General features: G+C 69.7%; 28 protein-coding genes. 15 read left to right on the plus strand and 13 right to left on the minus strand.

Going from position 1 to position 25,337, the window contains the following annotated elements; all coding sequences use genetic code 11:
• On the plus strand, positions 1-261 hold a 261-nt coding region (locus L6E10_RS15540), incomplete at its 5' end, for a hypothetical protein (protein WP_236220238.1).
• Positions 262-335: 74 nt separating this feature from the next.
• Here L6E10_RS15540 and L6E10_RS15545 read toward each other — a convergent pair.
• Both L6E10_RS15545 and L6E10_RS15550 read right to left on the minus strand, forming a co-directional pair.
• A complete protein-coding gene (locus L6E10_RS15545) occupies positions 336-1,214 on the minus strand; it encodes a PfkB family carbohydrate kinase (protein WP_236220239.1) in 879 nt (292 codons plus the stop codon).
• Positions 1,211-2,101: a pseudouridine-5'-phosphate glycosidase gene (locus tag L6E10_RS15550; protein ID WP_236220240.1), complete on the minus strand. Its 891-nt coding sequence runs from the start codon at positions 2,099-2,101 to the stop codon at positions 1,211-1,213. Before L6E10_RS15550 ends, L6E10_RS15545 begins: the two co-directional genes overlap by 4 nt.
• A gap of 31 nt (positions 2,102-2,132) precedes the next feature.
• Between L6E10_RS15550 and L6E10_RS15555 the strand changes: the two genes are divergently transcribed.
• The gene (locus L6E10_RS15555) at positions 2,133-2,384 is read left to right on the plus strand and encodes a DUF3039 domain-containing protein (RefSeq protein WP_236220241.1); all 252 of its coding nucleotides are present in this window, start codon (positions 2,133-2,135) and stop codon (positions 2,382-2,384) included.
• Positions 2,385-2,457: 73 nt separating this feature from the next.
• Here L6E10_RS15555 and L6E10_RS15560 read toward each other — a convergent pair whose 3' ends face one another.
• Positions 2,458-3,567 carry a YihY/virulence factor BrkB family protein gene (locus L6E10_RS15560; RefSeq protein WP_374236697.1) on the minus strand — a complete coding sequence of 370 codons (1,110 nt, stop codon included), beginning with the start codon at positions 3,565-3,567 and terminating at the stop codon, positions 2,458-2,460.
• A gap of 141 nt (positions 3,568-3,708) precedes the next feature.
• On the opposite strand from L6E10_RS15560, the gene L6E10_RS15565 reads away from it, so the two are divergent.
• Entirely contained in the window at positions 3,709-5,394 is a 1,686-nt protein-coding gene (locus L6E10_RS15565; RefSeq protein ID WP_236220266.1) for a DEAD/DEAH box helicase, read from the plus strand.
• Between the two features lie 6 nt (positions 5,395-5,400).
• Here L6E10_RS15565 and L6E10_RS15570 read toward each other — a convergent pair whose 3' ends face one another.
• Positions 5,401-6,189, minus strand: a complete 789-nt coding sequence (locus tag L6E10_RS15570; RefSeq protein WP_236220243.1) for a class I SAM-dependent methyltransferase — start codon at positions 6,187-6,189, stop codon at positions 5,401-5,403.
• 246 nt (positions 6,190-6,435) lie between these two features.
• Here L6E10_RS15570 and L6E10_RS15575 point away from each other — a divergent pair, with 246 nt between their 5' ends.
• The 4 genes from L6E10_RS15575 (at position 6,436) to L6E10_RS15590 (ending at position 11,021) form a co-directional block, all read left to right on the plus strand.
• Positions 6,436-7,560, plus strand: coding sequence for a sugar ABC transporter substrate-binding protein (locus L6E10_RS15575; protein WP_236220244.1), 1,125 nt, complete (start codon positions 6,436-6,438; stop codon positions 7,558-7,560).
• Positions 7,561-7,637: 77 nt separating this feature from the next.
• A complete protein-coding gene (locus L6E10_RS15580) occupies positions 7,638-8,411 on the plus strand; it encodes an ATP-binding cassette domain-containing protein (RefSeq protein ID WP_236220245.1) in 774 nt (257 codons plus the stop codon).
• 20 nt (positions 8,412-8,431) lie between these two features.
• Positions 8,432-9,862 (plus strand): sugar ABC transporter permease, encoded by a 1,431-nt coding sequence (locus L6E10_RS15585; RefSeq protein ID WP_236220246.1) that lies wholly within the window; start codon positions 8,432-8,434, stop codon positions 9,860-9,862.
• Positions 9,863-9,866: 4 nt separating this feature from the next.
• Positions 9,867-11,021 carry an ROK family transcriptional regulator gene (locus tag L6E10_RS15590; RefSeq protein WP_236220247.1) on the plus strand — a complete coding sequence of 385 codons (1,155 nt, stop codon included), beginning with the start codon at positions 9,867-9,869 and terminating at the stop codon, positions 11,019-11,021.
• Positions 11,022-11,083: 62 nt separating this feature from the next.
• Here L6E10_RS15590 and L6E10_RS15595 read toward each other — a convergent pair whose 3' ends face one another.
• From L6E10_RS15595 to ppgK, 3 genes are all read right to left on the minus strand, one after another.
• A complete protein-coding gene (locus tag L6E10_RS15595; RefSeq protein ID WP_231642793.1) occupies positions 11,084-11,263 on the minus strand; it encodes a hypothetical protein in 180 nt (59 codons plus the stop codon).
• A 577-nt stretch (positions 11,264-11,840) separates the two neighbouring features.
• Positions 11,841-13,151: an RNA polymerase sigma factor gene (locus L6E10_RS15600; RefSeq protein WP_236220248.1), complete on the minus strand. Its 1,311-nt coding sequence runs from the start codon at positions 13,149-13,151 to the stop codon at positions 11,841-11,843.
• Between the two features lie 218 nt (positions 13,152-13,369).
• Positions 13,370-14,131 carry a polyphosphate--glucose phosphotransferase gene (gene ppgK, locus L6E10_RS15605; RefSeq protein ID WP_240010690.1) on the minus strand — a complete coding sequence of 254 codons (762 nt, stop codon included), beginning with the start codon at positions 14,129-14,131 and terminating at the stop codon, positions 13,370-13,372.
• Between the two features lie 105 nt (positions 14,132-14,236).
• Here ppgK and L6E10_RS15610 point away from each other — a divergent pair, with 105 nt between their 5' ends.
• On the plus strand, positions 14,237-15,031 hold the full coding sequence (locus tag L6E10_RS15610) for an inositol monophosphatase family protein (RefSeq protein WP_308102794.1): 795 nt from the start codon (positions 14,237-14,239) through the stop codon (positions 15,029-15,031).
• 130 nt (positions 15,032-15,161) lie between these two features.
• Here L6E10_RS15610 and L6E10_RS15615 read toward each other — a convergent pair whose 3' ends face one another.
• Together L6E10_RS15615 and cei are read right to left on the minus strand one after the other, a co-directional pair.
• On the minus strand, positions 15,162-15,692 hold the full coding sequence (locus L6E10_RS15615) for a hypothetical protein (RefSeq protein ID WP_236220249.1): 531 nt from the start codon (positions 15,690-15,692) through the stop codon (positions 15,162-15,164).
• Positions 15,693-15,717: 25 nt separating this feature from the next.
• Positions 15,718-16,440 carry an envelope integrity protein Cei gene (gene cei / locus L6E10_RS15620; RefSeq protein ID WP_308102795.1) on the minus strand — a complete coding sequence of 241 codons (723 nt, stop codon included), beginning with the start codon at positions 16,438-16,440 and terminating at the stop codon, positions 15,718-15,720.
• A gap of 422 nt (positions 16,441-16,862) precedes the next feature.
• On the opposite strand from cei, the gene L6E10_RS15625 reads away from it, so the two are divergent.
• Positions 16,863-17,162 (plus strand): DUF4193 domain-containing protein, encoded by a 300-nt coding sequence (locus tag L6E10_RS15625; RefSeq protein WP_030464829.1) that lies wholly within the window; start codon positions 16,863-16,865, stop codon positions 17,160-17,162.
• A gap of 83 nt (positions 17,163-17,245) precedes the next feature.
• On the opposite strand, the gene L6E10_RS15630 is transcribed toward L6E10_RS15625, so the two are convergent.
• Positions 17,246-17,707 carry a DUF3093 domain-containing protein gene (locus L6E10_RS15630; RefSeq protein ID WP_236220251.1) on the minus strand — a complete coding sequence of 154 codons (462 nt, stop codon included), beginning with the start codon at positions 17,705-17,707 and terminating at the stop codon, positions 17,246-17,248.
• A 24-nt stretch (positions 17,708-17,731) separates the two neighbouring features.
• Here L6E10_RS15630 and dut point away from each other — a divergent pair, with 24 nt between their 5' ends.
• Positions 17,732-18,205, plus strand: a complete 474-nt coding sequence (gene dut / locus L6E10_RS15635) for a dUTP diphosphatase (RefSeq protein WP_090102619.1) — start codon at positions 17,732-17,734, stop codon at positions 18,203-18,205.
• A 3-nt stretch (positions 18,206-18,208) separates the two neighbouring features.
• The gene (locus L6E10_RS15640; RefSeq protein ID WP_090102617.1) at positions 18,209-18,826 is read left to right on the plus strand and encodes a DUF3710 domain-containing protein; all 618 of its coding nucleotides are present in this window, start codon (positions 18,209-18,211) and stop codon (positions 18,824-18,826) included.
• Here the strand turns inward: L6E10_RS15640 and L6E10_RS15645 are convergent.
• Positions 18,823-19,479, minus strand: a complete 657-nt coding sequence (locus tag L6E10_RS15645; protein WP_308102796.1) for an alpha/beta hydrolase — start codon at positions 19,477-19,479, stop codon at positions 18,823-18,825. The genes L6E10_RS15640 and L6E10_RS15645 overlap by 4 nt on opposite strands.
• A 67-nt stretch (positions 19,480-19,546) precedes the next feature.
• On the opposite strand from L6E10_RS15645, the gene L6E10_RS15650 reads away from it, so the two are divergent.
• Positions 19,547-19,927 (plus strand): OB-fold nucleic acid binding domain-containing protein, encoded by a 381-nt coding sequence (locus L6E10_RS15650; protein WP_030464824.1) that lies wholly within the window; start codon positions 19,547-19,549, stop codon positions 19,925-19,927.
• Positions 19,924-20,688 (plus strand): DUF3159 domain-containing protein, encoded by a 765-nt coding sequence (locus L6E10_RS15655; RefSeq protein ID WP_236220253.1) that lies wholly within the window; start codon positions 19,924-19,926, stop codon positions 20,686-20,688. The genes L6E10_RS15650 and L6E10_RS15655 overlap by 4 nt, the downstream gene beginning before the upstream one ends.
• A 51-nt stretch (positions 20,689-20,739) precedes the next feature.
• On the opposite strand, the gene L6E10_RS15660 is transcribed toward L6E10_RS15655, so the two are convergent.
• Complete coding sequence (locus tag L6E10_RS15660) at positions 20,740-21,396, minus strand: TrkA family potassium uptake protein (protein WP_236220254.1); 657 nt, start codon at positions 21,394-21,396, stop codon at positions 20,740-20,742.
• Positions 21,396-22,058, minus strand: coding sequence for a TrkA family potassium uptake protein (locus L6E10_RS15665; protein WP_236220255.1), 663 nt, complete (start codon positions 22,056-22,058; stop codon positions 21,396-21,398). The genes L6E10_RS15660 and L6E10_RS15665 overlap by 1 nt, the downstream gene beginning before the upstream one ends.
• Before the next feature lie 82 nt (positions 22,059-22,140).
• On the opposite strand from L6E10_RS15665, the gene L6E10_RS15670 reads away from it, so the two are divergent.
• Entirely contained in the window at positions 22,141-24,126 is a 1,986-nt protein-coding gene (locus L6E10_RS15670) for an APC family permease (protein WP_236220256.1), read from the plus strand.
• Positions 24,123-25,328 carry a class I SAM-dependent RNA methyltransferase gene (locus tag L6E10_RS15675; RefSeq protein WP_236220257.1) on the plus strand — a complete coding sequence of 402 codons (1,206 nt, stop codon included), beginning with the start codon at positions 24,123-24,125 and terminating at the stop codon, positions 25,326-25,328. The genes L6E10_RS15670 and L6E10_RS15675 overlap by 4 nt, the downstream gene beginning before the upstream one ends.
• Positions 25,329-25,337: the final 9 nt, after the last annotated feature.

The raw sequence follows: 25,337 nt of genomic DNA on the forward strand, positions 1-25,337 counted from the left end.
ACCGCCGCCGAAGCCCTTGACGACCCGCGCCCGACCTCCGTCGGACGCCGTCCTCACCTTTGCAACAACTCTTTGGACTTCGCCCGCAAAAGACTCGTTGCAAAGGCGGACGACCTGCGGACGTCACGCCGACGAGCGCTTGCGTGCACCTCGCAACGGTCGGCGATCGGCCTTTGCAATGAGTCTTTTGACTTCGTCCGCAAACGTTTTTTGCATCCGGTGGTGTTGCGCGAGGCGAGACGGTGGCCGGTTCACGCCTGAGCAGACCGGTTGTGAGCGCGACGAAGTCGACAGCGCCCGAACGAAGATGCGACCAAAAACCGATATATCAGTGACTACCTCGGCGGCTGCGCTCCGACGACGCTGACCGCGCGCGACCCCGCCCGGACGCCACCGAGGAGGGCGTCGCGCTTCGAAGCGCCGGACAGCCAGGCCGCCAGGAAGCCGGCGTCGAAAGCGTCACCGGCACCCGTCGAGTCGACGCACACGGTGGCTTCAGTGGGAACCGAGATCACCTCGTCGGCGTCTACCCAGGAGGCACCGTCCGCGCCGGACGTCACCACGACAGCCCCGACGTGCGAGAGCAGAGTCTTGGCCGACGAGGGCTCGGACGAGCCGGTCAGCGCGAGCAGTTCGTCGGCGTTGGGCAGCAGGAAGTCGACGCCGCGGACGTCCTCCAGAAACGCGGACGCCGAGTGGATCAGCACGGCGGCCTGCGGGTCCACCGACGTCGTCCAGCCCGCCGCGCGGGCGGCGGCCAGCACGGCGAGGCCGGCGGGGCGTGAGGTGGCGTCGAGCAGCACGTAGCCGGACAGGTGCAGGTGGCCGTCGGTGCCGGCGAGCAGGCCCGGGTCCAGGTCGGCGGGGGAGAAGCGGGCGTTCGCGCCGCGGTCGGGCAGCATCGAGCGCTGGCCGTCCTCGTCGACCAGGACGACCACGCAGCAGGTGGCCAGGTCCGGGTCCACCGCGAAGGCGCACTGGACGCCCGCCGCGGTCAGTTCGGCGTGGACCTGGCGTCCGGCCGAGTCGGCGCCCACGCGGGCCACCAGGACCGGGGAGGCTCCGCAGGCGGCGAGCCAGACGGCGGTGTTGGCGCCCGCGCCGCCCGGCTCGATGGTGACCTTGGCGCGCACGTCGCCGCCGTGGGCGATGGGGCCGGTGTGGCGGGCCACGACGTCGAGGCCCGCGTCACCCACCACGACGACTGGCCTCACCGGGACAGCTCCACGGCCACGGCCGCGGCGACCGAGACGTTGCTGACGACGAGTTCCTCGTTGGCGTCGAGGCTGACGCCGGCGCTCGCGGTGTGGAAGTGCTCGAGGAGGACGGGGGTGACGTCCTTGCCGCGCACGTCCTGGTCGACGAGCTTCTGCAGGCCTTCGGCGAGCAGGCGGTCGTGCAGGTCGGCGTCCATCTCGAAGTCGGCGGGGATGGGGTTCACCAGCAGCATGCCGCGGCCGCCCGCGGCGAAGACGGCGGCGGCCTCGGCGGGGGTCTCGACGCGCCACGGCACGTCGAACTCCGACTCGCGGCGGTAGAAGGCGGGGAAGCGGGAGGTCCGGTAGCCGACGACGGGCACCGAGCGGGTCTCGAGGACCTCCAGGGTCGCGCCCATGTCGAGGATCGACTTCACGCCCGAGCACACGACCACCACCGGGGTCGACGCGACGATGTCGAGGTCGGCGGAGACGTCCCACGTCTCGCGCGCGCCGCGGTGCACGCCGCCGAGGCCACCGGTGCCGAAGACCCGGATGCCCGCCTGGTGGGCGAGGGCGGTGGTCGAGGCCACGGTCGTCGCGCCGCTGCGGCCCAGGGCGTAGGCGGGGCCGAGGTCGCGCAGCGACAGCTTCACGAGGTCGCCCGCGGTGCAGACGCGGTCGAGCTCGGCGGAGGTCAGGCCGATGTGCGGCACGCCGTCGAGGACGGCGATCGTCGCGGGGACGGCGCCTGCCTTCCGCACGACCTCTTCCAGGCGTGCGGCGACCGCGAGGTTGCGCGGGGCGGGCAGGCCGTGGGACAGGATGGTGCTCTCGAGAGCGACGACGGGCCGGTTCTCGGCCAGCGCGGAGGCAACTTCATCGGCGATGTGCAGCGTGGTCACGAGGGGACATCATCCCAGGTACCCTTGGCGCGTGAGCACCCAGACTCTCCCCGAGGTCGATGTACGGCCGGACGGTACCGACCAGTCCGGGGATGACACCCCGAAGATGTTCCACTACGTGCGCAAGGCGAAGATCGCCGAGAGCGCCGTGATGGGCACGCACGTGGTCGCGCTGTGCGGCGAGGTCTTCCCGGTCACGCGGTCACCGAAGCCCGGCTCGCCGGTGTGCCCGGACTGCAAGAAGATCTACGAGAGCCTGCCGCCCGGCGGCGACGGCGACTGACCTCCGAACGCGGCGGCGCCCGGTGCCCCGGACCACGTCCTGAGGCGCCGGGCGCTGCTGTCCGGGCAACCGGCTAGCCGCGCTGCCGCTCCTCCTCGGAGCGGGTCCGCTGCTCCTGGATCTGCAACGGCGCAGTGAGCTGCGTGTCGGCGGGCGATGGAGCCGAGTAGCCGGTGTCGTTGTTCGCCTCCCGTGAGGGAGGCTGCTCGCTCTCCTCGCGGATGCGGGACGCCGCGCGCTCCATCTCGAGCCTGCGCCAGCGGCGGCGCTGGCGGCGGGTCATGCGCGCAGGCCACATGTCCTGGATGGCGCTGTTGAAGTACGCGCCGATCGTGATCGCCAGGCCGATGAAGAACACGAACAGCAGGAACGCGATCGGGGTCGCGAGCGCGCCGTAGGTGTAGCCGGTGGTGGTGATCCACTGGATGTAGAGGCGCAGGCCGATGGACGACAGGATGAACACGGCCATCGCGAGGATCGCGCCGGGCAGCACCCGGTGGTACGGCAGCCGTCTGGGCAGCGCCACCTTGTAGAGCGCCGACAGCGACAGCACCAGCAGCAGGGCGACGCCGGGGTAGTAGAAGCGGCCGACCCACGTCTCGATGTAGGGCTGCCACGACGCCGGGAAGAACTGCGGCAGGAGTTCCGGTCCCAGGGCCAGGACCGGCAGGCCGACCACCAACGCCACCAGGGACACCAGGTAGAGCAGCAGCGCGAAGAAGCGCTGCCAGACCTCGTTGCGCACGCCGTACTGGCCGTGGGCGACGGTGATCGCGTCGACGAACGACGACATCGCCGACGAACCCGCCCACAGCGAGATCAGGAAGCCGATGGAGACGATCTCGCCCTTGCCGGTCGTGAGGATCTCGGCGACCGTGGGTTCGATCACGCCGTTGACGACGTCCCGGCTGAAGATCGTCCGGGTGAAGCCGATGATTTTCTCCTGGACGGCCCTGACGACGTCGTCGCCGAACCAGCTGCCGATCCAGCCCATCGAGCCCAGCACGCCGAGCAGCAGCGGCGGGAACGACAGCGTCTGCCAGAACGCCGCCTCGGCCGCTTCTGAGAAGATGTTCCCCTGCCACGCCTTCGACAGCGTGCGTGCGAGTAGACGCAGCGGCCCCTTGCGGCCGGACCTGCGTGCGCTGTTGTCGGAAGGCGAACCCATCGCAGTGACAAGCATGGTGCATACCGCCACGTTTCGCGGCATCGACGTTCGGAACAGGTAGAGTCGCGGTGCCCCCGGCCACGGTCCGCCTGAGGGGCCCGCCATGTCTGACCTGCACAAATGAGGAGAAACACGTCTGTGACAGCGACAGCAGCAATGCGACCGCTGCGGGCATGGCAGCGCAGGGCGCTGACCAAGTACCTGGCCGCCAAGCCGCAGGACTTCCTCGCCGTCGCGACACCGGGCGCGGGCAAGACGACCTTCGGGCTCCGCGTGGCCGTCGAACTGCTGGCCGACCGGACCATCGAGGCCGTCACGATCGTCACCCCCACCGAGCACCTCAAGCACCAGTGGGCGAAGGCGGCCGCCGAGCAGGGCATCCACATCGACTCGAACTTCCGCAACACCAACGCGATGACCTCCCGCGACTACCACGGCGTGGCCGTGACGTACGCGCAGGTCGCCGCCCATCCGACGCTGCACCGGGTACGCACGGAGAACCGCAAGACGCTCGTGCTGCTCGACGAGGTGCACCACGGTGGTGATGCCAAGTCGTGGGGTGATGCGATCCGCGAGGCGTTCACGCCCGCGGTGCGCCGCCTCTGCCTGACCGGCACCCCGTTCCGCTCCGACGACTCGCCGATCCCGTTCGTGCAGTACGAGGAGAGCTCCGGCGGCTTCAAGACGTCGAAGGCGGACCACACCTACGGGTACGCCGACGCGCTGCGCGACGGCGTCGTCCGGCCGGTGCTGTTCCTGGCGTACTCGGGCGAGGCGTCGTGGCGGACCAGCGCGGGCGAGGAGTACACGGCGCGCCTGGGTGAGCCGTTGACGCAGGAGCAGACCGCACGGGCGTGGCGCACGGCCCTCGACCCGGCCGGCGAGTGGATGGCGTCCGTGCTGCGCGCCGCCGACCAGCGCCTGACGCAGAAGCGCGAGAACGGCCTGCCCGACGCGGGCGGCCTGGTGATCGCCACCGACCAGACCGTGGCGAAGGCGTACGCGGAGGTGCTGCAGCGCGTCACGGGACAGGTCCCCACGCTCGTCCTCTCCGACGACCCGAAGGCGTCCGGCAAGATCGCCGAGTTCTCCGCGACGAACGAGCGCTGGATGATCGCGGTCCGCATGGTGTCCGAGGGCGTCGACGTGCCGCGGCTGGCCGTCGGCGTGTACGCGACGTCGTCGTCGACCCCGCTGTTTTTCGCACAGGCCATCGGCCGCTTCGTGCGCAACCGGAAACCCGGTGAGACGGCCACCGTCTTCCTGCCCTCGGTGCCGGTGCTGCTGCAACTCGCGTCCGAGCTGGAGGCCGAGCGCGACCACGTCCTGGGCAAGCCGCACCGCGAGAAGGACGGCTGGGACGACGAGCTGATGGCCGCGGCCAACCAGACCAAGGACGAACCGGGCGAGGACGAGCGCGCCTTCACGGCCCTGGGCACGACGGCCGAGCTCGACCAGGTGATCTTCGACGGCTCGTCGTTCGGCGCCCCGACCCACGCGGGCTCCGAGGAGGAGCAGGAGTACCTCGGCCTGCCGGGGCTGCTGGAACCGGACCAGGTGCGCACCCTGCTGCTGCAGCGGCAGGAGGAGCAGATGGCGCTGGCCGCCAAGCGGCCCAAGCCCGAGGTCGCCGTGCGCGAAGCACGGCCCGCAGGGGTGCAGGAACGCCTCACGTCGTTGCGCAAGGAGCTCAACACCCTCGTCGCGATGCACCACCACCGCACGAAGAAGCCACACGGCAAGATCCACAACCAGCTGCGCGAGTACTGCGGCGGCCCGCCGACCGCGATGGCCACCATCGAACAGCTCGAGGAACGGATCGCGACCCTGCGCTCCTGGTAGCCGGCCTCAGACGCGGGTGACGGCGACGGCGAGCGTGCTGTAGCGCATCGTGAACTCGCCTCCGATCGCGTCGATCGCACGGCCGACGTCGTCGAGGAGTTCGGTGGCCTGCTCGGCGCTGAGCAGGGCCATCGGACTCATGGTGCGCATCAGGTCGATGTACTCGGCGGTGGTGGAGGTCCGCTCCCAGTCCGCCCGCCACTGCTCGGTGGCGGAGAACGCCCCGGTCGCGGCGAACGCCTCTCCGGTGCGCACGCAGCCGGCCTGGTAGGACTCGAACGCCTCGGCGTAGGAGTGGCCGACGCGGTGCGAGAGCTGAGGCGCCACCTTGGCGTACGCCGCGACGAACGCGTCGGCGACCGGCTCCGGCGTCCCGAACACGTGCCAGAGCGCGACGAACACCCCGCCGGGCCGCAGCACCCGCGCGACCTGCGCGGGACCGTCCTCGGCGCCGATCCAGTGCCACGACTGCCCGGCGACGACGGCGTCGAACTCGCGGCCCGCCGGGTCCCACGTCTCGAACTCGGAGACCTCCACGGTCACGCCGGTGGCGCGGGCGAACTCGGCCATGCGCTCGTCGTGCTCCACCCCGAGCACCTCGCACCCGGCCGCGGCGAGCGGGCGGGAGAGGACGCCGGTGCCGCAGCCGACGTCGACGACACGCGGGCCGGGGCTCGCGGCGACGATCTTCCGGACCAGTTCGTCCGGGTAGGTGGGGCGGGTGCGGTCGTAGCGCGCCGCTTCCGCCCCGAACGATTTCGCCAGCCTTTCGGCGGCTTCCCCGTTGAAGGTCATGAACCCAACCTAGAGATGTCCGGGAGATGACCTCCGAGTGTTCGCCGCAAGCGATATCCAATATATCGCGGCTGGATGCAGTAGCGCCGTGGTAACGCTCTCACAACTCTCGGTGACTAAATTTCGGCACGGTTACCGCATCGTTGCGACTTAATCGATCCAGTGTGGTTCCGGTCACGCATATGTCGGGCATACGTTGTGCGCCACAACATTCTCTGTGACACAGCGCAGTGAAAGGGATGGCGGATGCGCAGCAAGACTCTCGCTTCCATCGCCGTGACCGCGGGCCTCGCCCTGGCGGTTTCGGCGTGCGGCGCCAACTCCTCCTCCGGCACCGGAGGAACCTCTGAAACGAACTCTGGCAGCGGCACGGGCGCGAAGGTCGGCGTGATCCTGCCCGAGACCGCCTCCTCCGCTCGCTGGGAGGGCTTCGACAAGCCGCTCCTCGAGGCCGCTCTGAAGAAGGAGGGGCTCGACCCCGACATCCAGAACGCCCAGGGCGACGTCCAGAAGTTCAGCACCCTGGCCGACGGCATGATCAACGCCGGCGTCAAGGTCCTGATCATCGCGACCCCCAACAGCGAGGTCGGTGCCTCCGTCGCCAAGAAGGCGCAGGCCCAGGGCATCCAGGTCATCGACTACGACCGCCTGAACACCGGCGGTTCCTCGTCCTACTACGTGTCGTTCGACAACGTGAAGGTCGGCGAGCTGCAGGGCCAGGGTCTCGCGGACGCGATGAAGGCCTCGCCGCAGGGCGCGAACGTCATCGAGATCGAGGGCGCGCCGACGGACAACAACGCGACCCTGTTCCACGAGGGTCAGCAGAAGGTCCTCAAGCCGCTCTACGACTCGGGCAAGCTCAAGCTGGTCCAGTCCCAGCCGATCGACAACTGGGACAACCAGAAGGGTGGCCAGGTCTTCGAGCAGATCCTGACCTCCAACGGCGGCAAGGTCGACGGCGTCGTCGCCGCGAACGACGGCCTCGCCGGCGCGGTGATCACGGTCCTCAAGAAGGTCGGCCTGAACGGCAAGGTCCCGGTCACCGGTCAGGACGCCACCCCGGACGGTCTGCAGGCCGTGCTCCGCGGTGACCAGTACATGACCGTCTTCAAGCCGATCAAGGACGAGGCCGAGGCCGCCGCCAAGCTGGCCGCCGCCCTCGCCAAGGGCGACACGGCCGCCGCCGACGCCCTCGCGACCGGCAAGACCAAGGACGCCAAGGGCAACCGCGACGTCAAGTCCGTGCTGCTCACCGCTCAGCTGATCACCAAGGACAAGGTCAAGTCCGTGGTCGACGCGGGCTTCGTCAAGGCCTCGGAGATCTGCGTGGCCGACACCCAGGCCGCCTGCACCGAGCTCGGCATCAAGTAGGACCGCTCGCGCCAGGGCGGGGTGCGGCAACGACCGCACCCCGCCCTAGGCGCGTGGTAACCACGGAGGAATCCCCAGTGAGCGAGCCGATTCTCGAGCTGCGCGGCATCAACAAGAGCTTCGGCCCCGTGCACGTCCTGCACGACATCGACCTCGTCGTGAACCCCGGCGAGGTCACCGCCCTCGTCGGCGACAACGGCGCGGGCAAGTCGACGCTGGTCAAGTGCATCGCGGGCATCCACCCGACCGACTCGGGTGAAGTCCTCTTCGACGGCAAGGCCGTCGACATCAAGGGCCCGCGCGACGCCGCGGCCCTCGGGATCGAGGTCGTCTACCAGGACCTCGCGCTCGCCGACAACCTGGACATCGTCCAGAACATGTTCCTCGGCCGTGAGCGCACCAAGGCAGGTCTGCTCGACGAGACGGACATGGAGCAGGCGGCGCGCAAGACGCTGGCCTCGCTGTCGGTCCGCACCGTCAAGTCGGTGCGCACCCAGGTCTCGTCGCTGTCCGGTGGTCAGCGCCAGACCGTGGCGATCGCCAAGGCCGTCCTGTGGAACAGCAAGGTGGTGCTCCTCGACGAGCCCACCGCGGCACTGGGCGTCGCGCAGACGCGCCAGGTGCTCGACCTGGTCCGCCGACTCGCGGAGCAGGGCCTGGGGGTCGTCCTGATCAGCCACAACATGAACGACGTCTTCGAGGTCGCCGACCGCATCGCGTGCCTCTACCTCGGCCGCATGGCCGCCGTCGTGGGGTCCAAGGACGTCACGCACGGCCAGGTCGTCGAGCTGATCACGGCCGGCCGTTCCGGTGACCTGGGCATCGCCCGCCCCGAGGCGGCGACGATCTGATGAGTTCCGAAGAGGGCAGCATGACCGACACCACCGAATCGCCCGCGCAGGAAACCCCGCAGCAGGGCGCGATCTCCGACTTCGGCATCGACACGACGTCCCAGTCGACGGGCGAGGCCGTCCGCGACTACTGGGCCAGGGTCCGCGGCGGTGAGCTCGGCTCGCTGCCCGCGCTGCTCGGCCTCGTCGTCCTGCTGATCGTGTTCAGCTCCTTGTCGGACACGTTCTTCACCCTCGGCAACCTCGCCAACCTGCTCCAGCAGGGCGCCAGCATCACCATCATCGCGATGGGCCTGGTGTTCGTGCTGCTGCTCGGCGAGATCGACCTGTCCGCCGGTACCGCGTCCGGTGTGACGGCCGCCGTGATGGCACTGCACCTGATCCACAACGGCAACCTGCTCGGCGGCATGGGCGACACGGTCTTCTACGTGTTCTGCGGCCTGCTGGTGATCGCGATCGTGCTCGCGGTCGTGATGAAGGTCTGGGCCGGCGCGGCGCTGTCCGCCGTGGCGCTCGTGATCGCCGCGGTCGGCATCCCCGCCAACGCCTGGCTCGAGATGCTGCTCGCCGTCTGCGTCGGCGCGGCCATCGGCACCATCACCGGCTTCCTCGTCGCGAAGGTCGGCATCCCGTCGTTCGTCGTGACCCTGGCGCTGTTCCTGGTCTGGGGCGGTGTCGTGCTGCAGCTCATCGGCCAGGGCGGCACGCTCGGCCTGCGTGACGACACGATCTTCAACGTCGCCAACGGCAACCTGGACTTCGTCGGCTCGTGGGCGCTGTTCGTCATCGCCGTCGGCGGCTACGCGGCCGTCGTGCTCACCCGCCACTTCTCGCGGCTGCGCAGGGGCCTCGTCGCCCAGCCCACCACGCTGGTGCTGGCCAAGATCGGCGCCCTCGCGGTGCTGGCCGCCGTCATCACCTACGCGCTGTCGCTCAACCGGGCGCCGAGCAACCTCGTGGTGATCGAAGGCGTGCCGTTCGTGGTGCCGCTGGTCCTCGTGCTGCTGGTGATCGGCACGTTCGTGCTCGACCGCACCAGCTACGGCCGGCACATCTACGCCGTCGGCGGCAACAAGGAAGCGGCCCGCCGCGCCGGTATCAACGTCGAGCGCATCCGCATGAGCGTCTTCGTGATCGCCTCCTCGGCGGCCGCGATCGGCGCCATCGTGTACTCGTCGAAGGTCGGCTCGGTCGACCCGAACGCCGGTGGCGGCAACACGCTGCTGCTGTCGGTCGGTGCGGCCGTCATCGGTGGTACGTCGCTGTTCGGTGGCAAGGGCCGCCTGCGCGACGCCGTCATCGGTGGCGCGGTGCTCGCGATCATCCAGAACGGCATGGGCCTGCTCAAGCAGCCCGCCGCGGTCGTGTTCATCGTGACCGGCCTCGTCCTGCTGCTCGCCGCGAGCGTCGACGCGTTGTCCCGCCGCCGGGCGGCCACCGCGGCCCGATGACGCGGTGACGGGACCCACGTCCGGCACTCGTCCCGACGAGATCCGCAGGCACAACAGGACGGCGCTGCTGCGCCGCCTGCACGTCGACGGACCGTCCACCAGGGCCTCCCTCGCGGCTGAGCTGGGGCTCAACCGCAGCACCATCAAGGCCCTGGTGGACGGCCTCGCCGAAGCCGGCGTGGTCGCCGAACGCGTGCCCGCTCTGCGCAGCGGAGCGGGCCGCCCATCCCTGCTGGTACTGCCCCAGCCGCAGGCCGCGGTCGTCATCGCGATCGACGTGCGGGTGGAACACGTGGCGATGGGGTTCGTCGGCCTCGGCGGGGAGATCCTCGGGCGGGACAGCTGGAACCTGCACCGGACGCGTGATCCGGGGGAGGTCATCACGCACATCGTCGAGTCGGCGCGCCTCATGGCCGACGACCTCGACGCCACCGCGGTCGGGGTGGGCATCTCCGTGCCCGGCGTCGTGCGGCGTGCCGACGGGCACGTGCACGAGGCGCCGAACCTGCACTGGACCGGTGTGGCGCTCGGCAAGCGCCTGGAGGCGGTGCTGAAGCTGCCCGTCCAGGTCGGCAACGACGCGGAGCTCGGTGCGCTGGCCGAGCACGTCCGCGGTGCGGCGCGCGAGTCCTCGGACATGGTCTACATCTCCGCGGACGTCGGCGTCGGCGGGGGAGTGATCCTGTCGGGGCAGCCGTTGCGCGGCTCCGGCGGCTACGTGGGCGAGCTGGGCCACATGGTGGTCAACCCGCACGGGCGGCGGTGCTACTGCGGCTGTGACGGCTGCTGGGAGACCGAGGTGGGCGAGCCGGCGCTGTGCCGGGCGCTGGGCCTTCCCGACGACGCCCCGCGCGGAGCCGTCGTCGCGGCGTTGCGGGCGCTCGACGACCCCTCGGTGCTCGACGAGTTCGCCGACTGGCTCGCCCTGGGCCTCGCGAACATCGTCAACGTCCTCGGTCCCGAGCTCGTCGTGCTCGGCGACCTCTACACGGCGCTGCCGCTGTCGGTGGTGGAGTCGGTGAGCTCCGCCGTGCAGCGGCGCAGCCTCGTCTCCCGCGCCGTCGGGGGGACCCAGGTCGTGACGTCCCCGCTGGGGCGGGACGCGAAGCTCGTGGGGGCCGCCGAACTGGCCTTCGAGCCGGTGCTCGACACGCTCTAGAAAAGCGAAGGGGGCGGAGATCCTCGCGGATCTCCGCCCCGAGCGGCTAGGTGGGGTGGAAGTCAGCCCTGCTGAATCTCAGCAGCGAGTTCGCGCAATTTCTCACTGTGCGCCCGGGCGTGGTGCCCGCAGAACAGCAACTCGCCCCCGGACGGGAGCAAAGCGCGAACCTGGGCAGCAGCCCCGCAGCGGTCGCAGCGGTCGGCAGCGGTCAACTCGGGGCGGGTGAGTGCTGCAGTCATGATGAATCTCCCTCCGTCCCAGCAACGGAACGAAGTGTCCCGGTGCCCTCTTACCAAGCTGCGACCACAACGCCCCTGGATGGTGCGCGGTGCTCGCTGGCTCCACTCTGACAGACGTTTTGGCGTTAGTCAGTGTTCCCGTGTACGTGGCGACTCGCGTCACTCTCCGATTTACCCGCCTGCAGCAGCTTCACACCTCCGTTCGCCACCGGTTCACCGGCTTGACACGCACGCTGAGCAACCGGAAACCCGCTGGTGGAGCAGCCAAGTGCGGCCAGGCGGTCGGTTGCGTGCGCCCGGGAGTGTGATATCGGTTGCTCTTGTCCGCCCGCAGCGAACAGGTCACGAACGTCCCACGATTCGGACGCGAGACCGTGATCAACGAGCGGTAACCGATCCGGAATCGAGGTTTCGGGCGGACGCCGGCGCTGCACTCGCTACGGACATTTCCGGCGTTCTTTCGCGGAAAGCGAACACTTCCGCCACATTTTCACGAACCCGCGAGCCGCGCTCGCCGAAAACACCGAAGCCCCGCACCGAACCGGTGCGGGGCTTCGTGCGTAGGACCGGGTAGGACCTAGTCGAGGTAGTCGCGCAGGACCTGGGAGCGCGACGGGTGACGCAGCTTCGACATCGTCTTGGATTCGATCTGGCGGATGCGCTCACGCGTGACGCCGTAGACCTGACCGATCTCGTCCAGCGTGCGCGGCTGGCCGTCGGTGAGACCGAAGCGCAGCCGGACGACGCCCGCCTCGCGCTCGGACAGCGTCGCGAGCACGGACTGCAGCTGGTCCTGCAGCAACGTGAACGAGACGGCGTCCACCGCGACGACGGCCTCGGAGTCCTCGATGAAGTCGCCGAGCTGGCTGTCGCCCTCGTCGCCGATCGTCTGGTCCAGCGAGATGGGCTCACGCGCGTACTGCTGGATCTCCAGCACCTTCTCGGGCGTGATGTCCATTTCCTTGGCGAGCTCCTCCGGGGTGGGCTCGCGGCCCAGGTCCTGGAGCAGTTCGCGCTGGATGCGACCGAGCTTGTTGATGACCTCGACCATGTGCACCGGGATGCGGATGGTGCGGGCCTGGTCGGCCATCGCGCGGGTGATCGCCTGACGGATCCACCAGGTGGCGTACGTGGAGAACTTGTAGCCCTTGGTGTAGTCGAACTTCTCGACCGCGCGGATCAGACCGAGGTTGCCCTCCTGGATCAGGTCCAGGAACGCCATGCCGCGGCCGGTGTAGCGCTTGGCCAGCGACACGACGAGGCGCAGGTTCGCCTCGAGCAGGTGGTTTTTGGCGCGCTCACCGTCGCGGACGATCCAGCGCAGGTCGCGGCGCAGCTGCGGCGTGAGCTTCTCCGCTTCCTCCTCGGAGCGGCGCACGCGCTCGGCGGCGTAGAGACCCGCCTCGATGCGCTTGGCGAGCTCGACCTCCTCCTCGGCGTTGAGGAGGGCGACCTTGCCGATCTGCTTGAGGTAGGCGCGGACCGAGTCGGCCGAGGCGGTGAGCTCCGCGTCCTTGCGCGCCTGGCGCAGGGCCTCGGACTCCTCCTCGTCCCAGACGAAGTCACCCTCGTTCTTGGGGTCCTCCGCCTCCTCGGGCTCGTCGACGACCGGCTCGTCGACGATCTCGACGTCCTCCAGGTCCTCGGCGCCCGGAGCGCCTTCCATGTCCTCGGGCTCGTCGCCGTCCTTCTTGGCGGTGCCCTTCGCGGCAGGATCGGCCTTGCCGGCCGTCTTGCGCGGGGCCTTGGCTGCGGGCTTCTTCGCTGCCGCAGCGGTCGTCTTGCGCTTCGGCTTCTCCTCGGCCTCGCCGGCCGCGGTCGCCTTGGTCGTCTTGGCGGCGCTCGCGGCGGAGCTGGAGCGTCGGGTTGCGGTTTCTGCGGCTGCCACGTACGCCCTTTCGCGACGGTCGTTCAAGGCGGACCAGAGGGCGCGAAACCTCGGTCGCCAGAGTTCAGGGGATCTCCCCGCCGATCTTGCCCGGCGGGTGTGCGTTCCATTGTAACGACGTCGGTGACGCGGTGTTGCGCCCCGAGGTGCTTCGAGGCGCTCTCACCTGCGTTGTCGCAGCTAGATCGAGTCGGACACGTTTCGGTGTCGAATGGTCGTCAAGGCCTGACGCCGTGCGCGGCGGCCCAGGCGGCGCCCACGATGCCCGCGTCGTTCTTCAGCGCCGCGGCGACGACCTCGGTGCGGACCTTGAGCAACGGCAACCACTTGTGCGCCTTCTTGCTCACGCCACCGCCCGCGATCACCAGGTCCGGCCAGATGAGGTCCTCCAGCACGTTGATGTACCGGCTGACGCGGGGAGTCCACTCCTCCCAAGACAGGTCCTTCTCCTCCTTCACCGACGCGGCCGCGCGCTTCTCGGCGTCGTGGCCGTCGACCTGGAGGTGGCCGAACTCGGTGTTCGGGACGAGCTTGCCCTCGAGGAACACCGCACTGCCGATACCGGTGCCGAACGTCAGCAGCACCACGGTCCCGCCCTTGCCGACGCCCGCGCCGAACGACATCTCCGCGATGCCGGCCGCGTCCGCGTCGTTCATGACCACGATGTCCTCGGGCCTGCGCTTGAGACGCTCGGCGAAGAGCCTCTGCGCGTCGCAGCCGATCCAGCCCTTGTCGACGTTCGCCGCGCTGAGCGACACACCGTGCTTGACCACGCACGGCAGCGTGATGCCGACCGGTCCCTCCCACTGGAACTTCTCGACGATCTCCGCGACGACCTCCGCCACCGCCTCCGGCGTGGAGGGCTGAGGCGTGGGGATCCGCATGCGCTCGCCGTCCAGTGCTCCTGCTTCGAGGTCGACCAGGCCGCCCTTGACGCCGGAGCCGCCGATGTCCACACCGAACCCGCGGGTGATGCCCATTCCCCGTGGTCCTTCCTACTCGTTCGATTCAGTAACCGTGGTGCGCAGACACTAGCCTGACGTCGTCCGATAGTCCCGTGCTAGTGACGCAGGAGGAAACCGGTCGTGTTCGATCCCCGGCCACTCGTTGACATCGCGACGGCCGTCGGACGGGAAGCGGGCGCTCTTGTTCAGCGCATGCGCGCCTCCGCGGTCGTCTCGTTCGACACCAAGAGCACCTCCACCGACGTGGTCACCGCCGCGGACCGGGCCTCGGAACAACTCGTCCGGACGCGTCTGTCCGAGTTGCGCCCCGGCGAGCCCGTGCTGGGCGAGGAGGAGGGCGGCACCGTCGTCGAGGGCCTGACGTGGGTCGTCGACCCGATCGACGGCACCGTCAACTACCTGTACGGGATCCCCTGGTACTCGGTGTCGATCGCGGCGCAGCTCGACGGCGAGTCCGTCGCGGGCGCGGTGTTCGAGCCCGCGACCGGACGCCTGTGGACCGCCGCCCGCGGCCACGGCGCCTTCCTGGACGGCACACCCCTGCGCGTGTCCGCGACGACGGACCTCTCGCTGTCCCTGCTCGGGTACGGCTTCGCGTACCGGCCCGAACGCCGGCAGCGCCAGGCCGAGACGTGGGCCCGCATGGCGACGCGCGTGCGCGACCTGCGCCGGGCCGGCGCGGCATCGCTCGACCTGTGCTCGGTGGCCGCGGGACGGCTCGACGCCTACGCCGAGCACGCGCTCGGCCGGTGGGACTGGGCGGCCGGCGGGCTGATCGCCGCGGAGGCCGGCGCGGTCGTGCGGCTGCCGGGATCGTCGCCGGAACTGGGGGAGGACGCGACGTTCGCCGCCGCGCCGGGCATCGCGGACGCGATGTACACCGCACTCGCCGAGTCCGGCTTCGACAAGGTCTGAAACCGCAGGTCAAAGCGCTAATATATCGGTTGTGCAAAGACGTTTGCGGACGTCCGCAAACGTCTTTTGCATCAGGGGCCGTTGCAACGGTGCGGGTCAACGTCCGATCAACCTCGCGTCGACGTCGGAATCAACGTTGTCGCGGTGTCTGCCCGGTCAGCTCCGACAGCAGGGCGACGACCTCGCGGACCTTCGGAACGTGGATCAGTTCGGCGACCATCGCGTTCATGAACCCGTCCGGCGTGTACCGCCGGTCGAGGCGGACGTACCCCGAGCCGTCCGGCTCCTCCAGGAACGTCAGGACCTCGACGTCGGAGAGCTCGGTCGACCTCTCTCCGCGGCCGGGCACGCACACGACACGTCTGTTGGTGACGTAGTAGGTCGTGCGGTGCAGCGTGAGGCGGCGCCACGCGAACGGCTCCACAAAGCGGAACATCGTGGACGCGAGGATCCCGCCTCCGAGGAGCAGGAAGTTCCACACGTCGAACGGGCCCAGCCAGCCGTCCACCAGCCACATGACCGCCGCCACCACGGCGAACAGGACGGCGTCGAACTTCAGGCTGAACCGCATCCACGCGGCGTCAACGCGCAGGAAGACCGAACGGTGCACGGGTGAGCCCTGCCAGAGGACGCGCTCGCCCGGAAGAAGATTTGCCCCCATGCCCGCAAGGTAGCGGAGCAGGACCTCAGCAGGTCACCTCTCGCGCGCCCGCCAGGTTGTCCGCGTTCAGCGACGGCGAGGTGGCCGCGGCGACCTGGCCGCCCTGCTGCTCCGGCTGCTGCGCCGCCCACTCGCTGAGCTGGTCGAGGACCTTGCGCGCGCTGCTGTTCGGCTTGACCTCGTCGAACTTCTTGCCGATCGCGACGTCCACGGTCGCGTCCTGGCGGTCGTCGCGCACGAGCTCCAGGCACGGCTCCAGCAGCGACAGGGTCCTGGCCGCCGACGCGCCGGGCGCGCCGAAGCGGAGCTGGCCGCGGCAGGTCATGTCGCCCGCCGGGTAGATGGGGTCGTTGCCGGGGTCGGCCGCCTGCTTCAGGCCGAGCTCGGTGAGCATCGTGGCCACGGCCTTGGCGTGGTTGCGCTGCGTCGAGGCGTTGACGACCTTGAAGTTGACCTCGTCGACCGGCACCGGGTCGGTGCGGTCGAGCGCGTCGTGCTCCAGGACGGTGCCCAGCGCGGGCGGCGGTGCCGTCGACGTCGCGGCGGCCGGGTCGGCGGGCACGACAGCTGATGCCGTCGTCACGTTTCCGGGCGGGTTGCACCGGATCGCCGCGTCCACGTCGCCGGCGTTGCCGAGCACCTTCACCCACACGAACACGGAACTGACCAACAGCACCGCGAACAGGACGAGCGCGGGCACGGGCCGACGCCTCTTGTACGGCGTCAAGTTCCCCGATGCGGATCCCACGTGCGAAGCCCTCCCCGTGATCCGTCCCTGAGGTCCAGCCTAGGCCTTGCCCGGCTGGACCGCGCCCCGACGGGCGTGACCCACTGCACCGGCCTGGTCGCTCACAGTCAGGACGGTACCGGCTCGGCGCCAGGTTGCACGCCGAGGCGTGGGTGCTCCCGCACAGGGTATCGGTCCAGCGTAGAAAGGTTGTGTCACCCGTCCGGTCGGTAAGGGGTAACCCGATGCCGGGCCACTCCGACAATGAGCTACCCTCTGCGCGCTCCGCACACATGTCGATCAAGCCGACGGTCACGTCAAGGGGGTTGGCTCGGCCGCCGCGTGCGAGAGACCTACGTCACCTTGACGTGGGGCACAAATGAGGTCGCTGGAGCGTTAACCAGCGACACGAACAGTCTCCGTAGACCGCAGGGGTGAAGAAGATGGCGACCGACTACGACGCGCCGCGTCGCAGCGAGGCGGACGAACTCGCTGAGGACTCCCTCGAGGAGTTGAAGGCCCGGCGGAACGAGACGCAGTCCGGCGTCGTCGACGTCGACGAGGACGCGAGCGCGGAGAACTTCGAGCTCCCGGGCGCCGACCTGTCCGGCGAGGAGCTCACGTTCAAGGTCCTGCCCAAGCAGGCCGACGAGTTCACGTGCTCCAAGTGCTTCCTGGTGCACCACCGCAGCAGGCTCGCCGAGGACAACAACGGCGTGTACATCTGCCGCGACTGCGCTTGATCCGCGGCCTGAGGGCCGTCGGGGAGAAGTCCGCTTCAGAGAACTGGGCGCTCACCCTCACGGGTGGCGCCCAGTTGTGTCTTTCAGGACTTGATCGCCGCGGCCAGCTCTTCCGGGCGCCGGGTGCTGATCATCCAGTACGGCGTCGGGTCCTCGGGGTCGTTCACGCGCACCCGCACGAGCGGCTTGACCCAGCCGCGGTGCACGACGTACGCCGCCGGGTCCAGGTGCGGGCCCATGGCCTTGCGCTTGTCCTCGGGGGCGATGACCTCGACCTCGCCGAGCAGGTCCAGCGGGATGTGGGCGTCACCGGCGCGGAGCTCGCCGCCGGCGACCTCCACCTTCGTCGACCCCATGCGCACGATCAGCACGACCGTGAGAGGCAGCAGGATCACGTACGGCAGCCAGGAGCGCACCCCGGGGAAGCCCATGTGCACCTCGGCGGCCAGCAGCGCGGCGGCCAGCAGCGGCAGCGGCCAGATCCACCACGTCACGTAGAGGCGCTCGCGGAAGGTCGTAGTGGCGGTCACGGCAGTCTCACTCACGTCGTCAGGGTAATCTCGGCCGCCGTGTCCAGCGTCGAGGTGTTGCTGACCCGGCTCGATCCGGGGGTTCCCGTGCCCGCCTACGCCCGTCCCGGCGACGCGGGCGCCGATCTGGTCACCACGTCGGACGTGGTCATTCCACCAGGCGAGCGAGCGGTGGTCGGCACCGGTGTCGCCATCGCGCTGCCGGAGGGGTTCGCCGGGTTCGTGCACCCGCGGTCCGGACTGGCGGCGCGGGTCGGGCTGAGCGTGGTCAACACGCCGGGCACGATCGACTCCGGCTACCGCGGTGAGATCCGCGTTTGCCTCGTGAACCATGATCTTCGTGAGCCGATCGCGCTGTCGCGCGGCGACCGGATCGCCCAGCTCGTCGTGCAACGCGTCGAGCACGCGGTGTTCCGCGAGGTCGCCGAGTTGCCGGAAACGGCACGCGGTGCGGGAGGCTATGGCTCGACCGGTGGGCATGAGGTGCTCGCCCGGATGAATGCGGAGGGGTAGGGCATGTTCGGAAGGCGCCGCAAGCGCGGTCGTCACTCCTCGGGCTCGGTCGACACCGGTCCGGAGCACGACGAGGCGTTCGACGAGGACGTCGACGGCCCGTGGGACTCGACGGTGGCGCCCCGTGACGACGTGCAGCGGCTCGACCTGGGATCGGTGCTGCTGCCGATGCCGGACGAGGCCCAGCTGCAGGTCGAGATGGACCAGCAGGACGGTTCCGTGCGCGCCGTGCACATCCTCACGTCCGTCGGGCAGCTGACGGTGAGCGCGTTCGCCGCGCCGAAGTCCGGCGGCCTCTGGAAGGAGGTCGGCGCCGAGCTGGTGCAGGGCCTCAAGGAGGACGGCGCCCGCATCAACCGCGAGAACGGCGAGTGGGGCGAGGAGATCACCGCGCGCAACCAGGGCGTGCAGATCCTCTTCATCGGCATCGACGGGCCGCGCTGGATGCTGCGCGGTGTCGCTGCCGGTCCCGAGGAGCACTTCGCGCAGAACTCCGAGGCGTTGCGCGAGATGATCCGCGGCACCGTCGTCGTGCGCGGCGAGCAGCCGATGCCGCCCCGCACCCCGCTGCCGGTCGAGCTGCCGGAAGCGATCGCCCGGCACATCCAGCAGCAGGGCTAACAGGCCTGCCGCCACGCCTGCACCGCACGCCCCAGCGCGTGCGGGTAGGCGTCGAGCGTCGTCGTGACGAGAACGGCCCGCGGGAGGGCTTCGGCCCACTGCCGGGCGACCTCGATCGGGTGCACCGGGTCGTCGGTGCACCCGAGGATCCCCGCCGGCACGTCGAGCGACCTCAGTTCCTCGAGCGTCGGCGCCGGTGACTCGGCGGCCTCCGCGAGGTGCGGCACCAGCAGGTCGCCGTAGCCGCGCCAGGCCCTGCCGAGCTCCTCGCGCAGCCAGCCGGTCGTGCCGGCCAGCGCGGCCTCCAAGCCCCGCGTCGCGACGACCTGCGCGCTGGCCTTCGCCGCGAGCGCCGCGGGAGCCCCGTCCGGGGAACCCGTCCACGCGGGCAGCGCGAGGACCAGACCCGCGCACCTGTCCGGGTTGGCCACGGCCCACCGTGCGGCCACGTGGGCGCCGAGTGAGACGCCACCCACCACGATCGGGTGGCCTTCGTGGGCATTTTCGAGGGCCGTCAACCGTTCACGGAGTGTGCGGACCGCCGGTGCTGTGAAAACGGCACCGACCTGCGACAACGGCTCGGTGAACACGGAACGGACAAACACCTCGTCGGAGGCGGTTCCGGGCAGGAGGACAACGGTCTCGGCAGGCACGGCCGAGATTGTCGCCCCCTCTGCGTACCCTCATGACAGACGGTCCACACCACGGGCCACCTGAGCAATGCAGGAGTCGGGGATGAGCGGCTATTGGCGCCGCTTGGTGCGTCGCTTGACCAGCGACGTCGCCGAGCTCGACGCGGACGACCTCTCGCGAAAAGCGGAGGCCGTCGGCGCGGTGAAGGCCTGCGACTGCAAGTCCGGTGAGGAGGTCACCGTCCTCGGAAGGCTCCGCAGCGTGGAGCTCTGCCCCCGCGACGCGGCCGCCACCCTGGAAGCCGAGCTCTACGACGGCACCGAGGGCGTCACCCTCGTCTGGCTCGGCCGCCGTCGCATCGCGGGTATCGAGCCTGGTCGGACGATCAAGGCCCGTGGCCGCATCGCCGTGCGCGACGGGCGCAAGGTGCTCTACAACCCCTATTACGAGTTGCAGAACGCTTCATGACTTCAGCCAAGACCGAAGAAAAGCAGCCCACCGTCCTCGAGCAGATGGGCGGCGTGAGCGGAATGCTCTACTCGTCGCTGCCCGTCCTCGTCTTCGTGATCGTCAACTTCACCACCAAGAACCTGATGGCCGCGATCATCAGTTCGCTCGCCGCGGCCGTCGTCATCGGCGTGGTCCTCGCGGTGCGCAAGGGCACCGTCCAGCCAGCGATCTCCGCCGTCTTCGGCGTCGGCATCGCGGCCTTCATCGCCTACAAGACAGGCGAGGCCAAGGGTTTCTTCCTCTTCGGCATCTGGCAAAGCGTCGTCTACGGCAGCGCGTTCCTGCTGTCGATCGTGGTGCGCCGGCCGCTCGCCGGCGTGATCTGGACGTTCCTCAACGGCAGAGACCGCTCCTGGCGCGACGACAAGGCCACGGTCCGCGACTACGACATCGCGACCTTCGTGTGGGCCCTCGTCTTCTTCGCCCGCTTCGTCGTCCAGCGCTGGCTCTACGACGGCGACCAGGTCGGCTGGCTTGCCGTCGCCCGCCTCGCCATGGGCTACCCGCTGATGGCCATCGCACTGCTGGCCACGGTCTGGGCGGTCCGCCGCGCGGACAAGCGCCTCAAGGCGGCCGAGGAGGCCGCGGAGGCGAAGGCCAGGTCCGAGGCCGAGGCGGAGGAGGTCCTGGCCCGCACGGCCGACGACCTGCTGACGCCGGACATGGACGAGCTCAAGCGCGTCGTCGACGCCGAGTCCCGCGACAGGTCCAGGGACTGATCCGGCCGGCCGGCGCCTCCTCGTGGGGCGCCGGCCGTGTCCGCACGGCGATCAGTAGCCGAGAGCGCTCTTGATGTCCTGCTCGACGGCGGCGGTCGTGACGAACAGCAGCTCGTCCCCGCCCTCCAGCGTGTCGTCCGGCTGCGGCACGATGACCCGCCCGCCGCGCAGGATCGTCACCAGGGCGGCGTCCCGGGGCAGCGTCAGCTCCGACACCGCGCGCCCGGCGAACGGCGTCGACTCGTCGAGCGTGATCTCGACGAGGTTCGCCTGGCCCTGCCGCAACGTCAGCAACCGCACGACGTCGCCGATCGTCACCGACTCCTCGACCATCGCGGCGAGAAGCCGTGGCGTCGACACGGCCACGTCGACACCCCACGACTCGGTGAAGAGCCATTCGTTCGTCGGGTCGTTCACGCGCGCGACGACGCGGCGGACCGCGAACTCCGTCTTCGCCAGCAGCGACACCACGAGGTTGACCTTGTCGTCACCGGTCGCGGCGATCACCACGTCGCACAGCTGCATGCCGGCGTCCTCCAAAGAGGACAGCTCGCACGCGTCGGCCTGCACCCACTCGGCCTGTTCGACCGAGTTCGGGTCGAAGTGCGCCCGGTCCCGCTCGATCAGCATGACCTGGTGCCCGTCCGAGACGAGCTCCTGCGCGATGGACCGGCCCACCGCGCCCGCACCCGCGATCGCGACCCGCATCAGCTCTCCTCCGGTGCCTGCAGCGCCGCGGCCGCGACGTCGGTGATCGTGCCGGACAGCGCCGCCACGTAGATGGTGTCGTCCGCCTGCACCACGGTCTTGGCGTCGGGCAGGACCCCCGTGCCGAACCGCATGAGGAACGCCACGCGCGCGCCGATGGCCGCCTCGAGCTCGAAGACGGGCCGCCCGACCCACGTCTCCTCGACCTCGATCGGCAGCACCGCCACGGTGCCGGACGGGTCGCGCCACGCGGTCGCCGCGCCCTCGGGCAGCAGCATCCGCAGGAACCGGTCGGTCGACCACGGCACGGTCGCCACGGTCGGGATGCCCAGCCGCTCGTACACGGCGGCGCGCTTGTGGTCGTAGATGCGGGCGACGACGTGCTCGACGCCGAACGTCTCGCGCGCGACCCGCGCCGAGATGATGTTCGAGTTGTCGCCGCTGGAGACCGCCGCGAACGCGCCCGCGCGCTCGACACCCGCCTCGATCAGGACGTTGCGGTCGAAACCGTTGCCGATGACCTGCTGGCCGTGGAAGTCGCTGCCCAGCCTGCGGAACGACTGCGGGTCCTTGTCGATCACGGCGACCTGGTGGTCGAGTCGCTCGAGGGCCCTGGCCAGGGAGGCTCCCACCCGGCCACACCCCATGATCACCACGTGCACGACTTGCCTCCTCAGGCGAACTCTCCGCAGAACCTACCCAGCATTAGCCCGTCCCGGTGAGCGGACCCCTTACGCTCTGGCCGTGTCCAAGCTCGCCACCGCTGCCAAACGCCTCCTGGTCGGCAGGCCGTTCCGCAGCGACCGCCTCGCTCACACCCTCCTGCCCAAGCGCATCGCCCTCCCCGTGTTCGCCTCCGACGCCATGTCGTCGGTCGCGTACGCGCCGGAGGAGATCTTCCTGATGCTGTCGGTGGCGGGTCTGAGCGCCTACACCCTGGCGCCGTGGGTGGGGGTCGCGGTCGTCGTGGTCATGCTCACCGTGGTCGCCAGCTACCGGCAGAACGTGCACGCCTACCCCTCCGGCGGCGGTGACTACGAGGTCGCGACGGTCAACCTGGGGCGCAGGGCGGGGCTCACCGTGGCGAGCGCCCTGCTCGTCGACTACATCCTCACGGTCGCGGTGTCGATCTCGGCGGCGGCGGCGAACATCGGCTCGGCCATCCCGTTCGTCGCGACCCACAAGGCGGAGTTCGCGGTGGCGGCCATCGTGCTGCTGACGGCGGTGAACCTGCGCGGCATCCGCGAGTCCGGCGCCGCGTTCGCCGTGCCGGTCTACGCGTTCATGATCGGCGTCTTCGGCCTGATCGGCTACGGCCTGTTCCGCGGCTTCGTGATGGGCGACGAGATGCGGGCGGAGAGCTCCGGTCTCGAGATCCACGCCGAGTCGGACCACCTGATGGGTCTCGCGTTCGTGTTCCTCGTGCTGCGGGCGTTCTCGTCCGGCTGCGCCGCGCTCACCGGCGTCGAGGCGATCAGCAACGGCGTGCCGGCGTTCCGCAAGCCCAAGTCGCGCAACGCGGCGACCACGCTGCTGCTCATGGGCGGCATCTCGGTGTTCATGCTGATGGGCCTGATCATCCTCGCCCAGCTCACCGACGTGCGGATGGCCGAGTCCCCCAAGCAGCAGATCACCAACGCCCCCGAGGGCTACGAGCAGAAGACGATGGTCGCGCAGATCGCGCACGCCGTGTTCGACAGCTTCCCGCCGGGCTTCTACTTCATCGCCGGTGTCACCGCCCTGATCCTCGTGCTCGCGGCGAACACCGCGTTCAACGGCTTCCCCGTGCTCGGCTCGATCCTCGCCCAGGACCGCTACCTGCCGCGCCAGCTGCACACCCGCGGCGACCGGCTCGCGTTCTCCAACGGCATCCTGTTCCTCGCCGGGTTCGCGGTCGTGCTGGTGATCGCGTTCGACGCCGAGGTCACCCGGCTGATCCAGCTCTACATCGTCGGTGTGTTCGTGTCGTTCACGCTGAGCCAGCTCGGCATGATCAAGCACTGGCAGCGGCTGCTCAAGACCGAGTCCGACCCGCAGGCCCGCACCCGCATGCGGCGCTCGCAGGCGATCAACACGTTCGGCCTGGCGCTGACCGCGACCGTGCTGATCATCGTGCTCATCACCAAGTTCACCAAGGGCGCGTGGATCGCCATCGCCGCCATGGCCGCCATCTACGGGTTGATGACGGCGATCCGCAAGCACTACGACACCGTCGCCGAGGAGCTGCGCAAGCAGGAGCGGGTGCGCACGATGCCCGCCCGCAACCACGCCATGGTGCTGGTGTCGAAGCTCCACATGCCGACGCTCAGGGCGTTGTCCTACGCGAAGGCCACGCGCCCGGACGTGCTGGAGGCCGTCACGGTCAACGTCGACGACCGCGACACCCGCCGGCTCGTGCAGGAGTGGGAGAAGGAGAACTTCAAGATCCCGCTCAAGGTCATAGAGTCGCCCTACCGGGAGATCACCAAGCCCGTCCTCGACTACGTCAGGCGCGTCAAGACGGACAACCCGCGCGACGTTGTTACGGTGTTCATCCCCGAGTACGTCGTCGGCCACTGGTGGGAGCAGCTTCTGCACAACCAGAGCGCGTTGCGGCTCAAGGGAAGGCTGCTGTTCCAGCCGGGTGTGATGGTGACCAGTGTGCCGTGGCAGCTCGAGTCGTCGGTGAAGGTCAAGGACAAGGACGTCATCGCGCCCGGCGCTGTCCGAAGGGGACTTGACGACCGATGAGCTCGACCAAGGAAGACTGGACCGGACGCGAGTTCGAGGTCCAAGTGGGACCCGTTGCTCACGGCGGGCATTTCGTTGCACGGCACGAGGGACGCGTTCTGTTCGTGCGTCACGCGCTGCCCGGCGAGCGCGTCGTGGCGTTGGTGTACGAAGACAACGGCGGCTCGTTCTGCCGTGCGGACGCCGTGAGGATCCTGGAGCCCTCACCGGACCGCGTGTCGCCGCCCTGCCCGTTCAGCGGGCCGGGGAAGTGCGGTGGCTGCGACTTCCAGCACGTCTCGTGGGACGCGCAGCGGGAGCTCAAGGCCCAGGTCGTCCGGGAGCAGCTCTCCCGGCTCGGCAAGATCGAACGGGACGTGGTCGTCGAGGCGCTGCCCGGCGGTCCGCTGGAGTGGCGGACCCGGATCCGGATGGCCGTCGACCGCGACGGGAGGCCGGGTTTCCGCGGCACCCGTTCCCACGACGTGATCCCGGTCGACCACTGCGTGATCTCCCGGCCGGGCATGGTCGAGGCGGTGACCGGCCGGACGTGGCGGGCGCAGGAGCTGACGATCGTCCAGGACGGTGACGGCAACCGTCACGTGGGCGAGGTGCGCGGCCGGCACACCGCGCGACGCGCCGGATCGGGTACGGCCGTCGAGACCGCCGCCCAGCGGAAGTGGAGGATTTCCGCCGAGGGTTTCTGGCAGGTCCACCCGGCCGCCGCGGACACCTTCGCGACCGTCGTGGGGCAGTGGGCCGCGGCCGAGCCGGGCCAACGCGCGTGGGACCTCTACGGCGGTGCGGGGCTCTTCGCGTCCGTGCTCGCCCGTCAGGTCGGCGAAAGCGGATCGGTGCTGGTCGTGGAGTCCTTCCCCGGCGCCGTGGAGGACGGCAGGCGCAACCTCCGCCGCCTGTCGCAGGTGGAGTGGGTGGCGGACAAGGTCGAGCGCGCCGTGACGCGCAGGCTGCCCGTCGAGGACCCCCACGTCGTCGTGCTGGACCCTCCCCGCAAGGGAGCGGGCAAGGTCGTTGTGGCTGAAGTCGCACGACGCCGTCCGCAGCGGGTCGTGTACGTGGCCTGCGACCCCGCCGCCCTGGCCCGCGACCTGGCCGAATTCACAGTTCAGGGGTACCGGCTCGCCGATCTGCGGGCGTTCGACGCGTTCCCGATGACGCAGCACGTGGAGTGCATCGCTCTGCTCGTACCTGAGACGCCGTGACCATGCGTC

The sequence above is a fragment of the Lentzea sp. CC55 genome, assembly GCF_021056325.1.
GTDB classification, from domain to species: Bacteria; Actinomycetota; Actinomycetes; order Mycobacteriales; family Pseudonocardiaceae; genus Lentzea; species Lentzea jiangxiensis.

Bases quoted from the DNA above. Each gene is read 5' to 3' on its own strand.
- L6E10_RS15560 (WP_374236697.1), bottom strand. From the start codon at position 3,567: ATGCTTGTCACTGCGATGGGTTCGCCTTCCGACAACAGCGCACGCAGG.
- L6E10_RS15565 (WP_236220266.1), top strand. From the start codon at position 3,709: ATGCGACCGCTGCGGGCATGGCAGCGCAGGGCGCTGACCAAGTACCTG.
- L6E10_RS15570 (WP_236220243.1), bottom strand. From the start codon at position 6,189: ATGACCTTCAACGGGGAAGCCGCCGAAAGGCTGGCGAAATCGTTCGGG.
- L6E10_RS15575 (WP_236220244.1), top strand. From the start codon at position 6,436: ATGCGCAGCAAGACTCTCGCTTCCATCGCCGTGACCGCGGGCCTCGCC.
- L6E10_RS15585 (WP_236220246.1), top strand. From the start codon at position 8,432: ATGACCGACACCACCGAATCGCCCGCGCAGGAAACCCCGCAGCAGGGC.
- L6E10_RS15595 (WP_231642793.1), bottom strand. From the start codon at position 11,263: ATGACTGCAGCACTCACCCGCCCCGAGTTGACCGCTGCCGACCGCTGC.
- ppgK (WP_240010690.1), bottom strand. From the start codon at position 14,131: ATGGGCATCACCCGCGGGTTCGGTGTGGACATCGGCGGCTCCGGCGTC.
- L6E10_RS15615 (WP_236220249.1), bottom strand. From the start codon at position 15,692: ATGGGGGCAAATCTTCTTCCGGGCGAGCGCGTCCTCTGGCAGGGCTCA.
- L6E10_RS15625 (WP_030464829.1), top strand. From the start codon at position 16,863: ATGGCGACCGACTACGACGCGCCGCGTCGCAGCGAGGCGGACGAACTC.
- L6E10_RS15640 (WP_090102617.1), top strand. From the start codon at position 18,209: ATGTTCGGAAGGCGCCGCAAGCGCGGTCGTCACTCCTCGGGCTCGGTC.
- L6E10_RS15650 (WP_030464824.1), top strand. From the start codon at position 19,547: ATGCAGGAGTCGGGGATGAGCGGCTATTGGCGCCGCTTGGTGCGTCGC.
- L6E10_RS15655 (WP_236220253.1), top strand. From the start codon at position 19,924: ATGACTTCAGCCAAGACCGAAGAAAAGCAGCCCACCGTCCTCGAGCAG.
- L6E10_RS15660 (WP_236220254.1), bottom strand. From the start codon at position 21,396: ATGCGGGTCGCGATCGCGGGTGCGGGCGCGGTGGGCCGGTCCATCGCG.
- L6E10_RS15675 (WP_236220257.1), top strand. From the start codon at position 24,123: ATGAGCTCGACCAAGGAAGACTGGACCGGACGCGAGTTCGAGGTCCAA.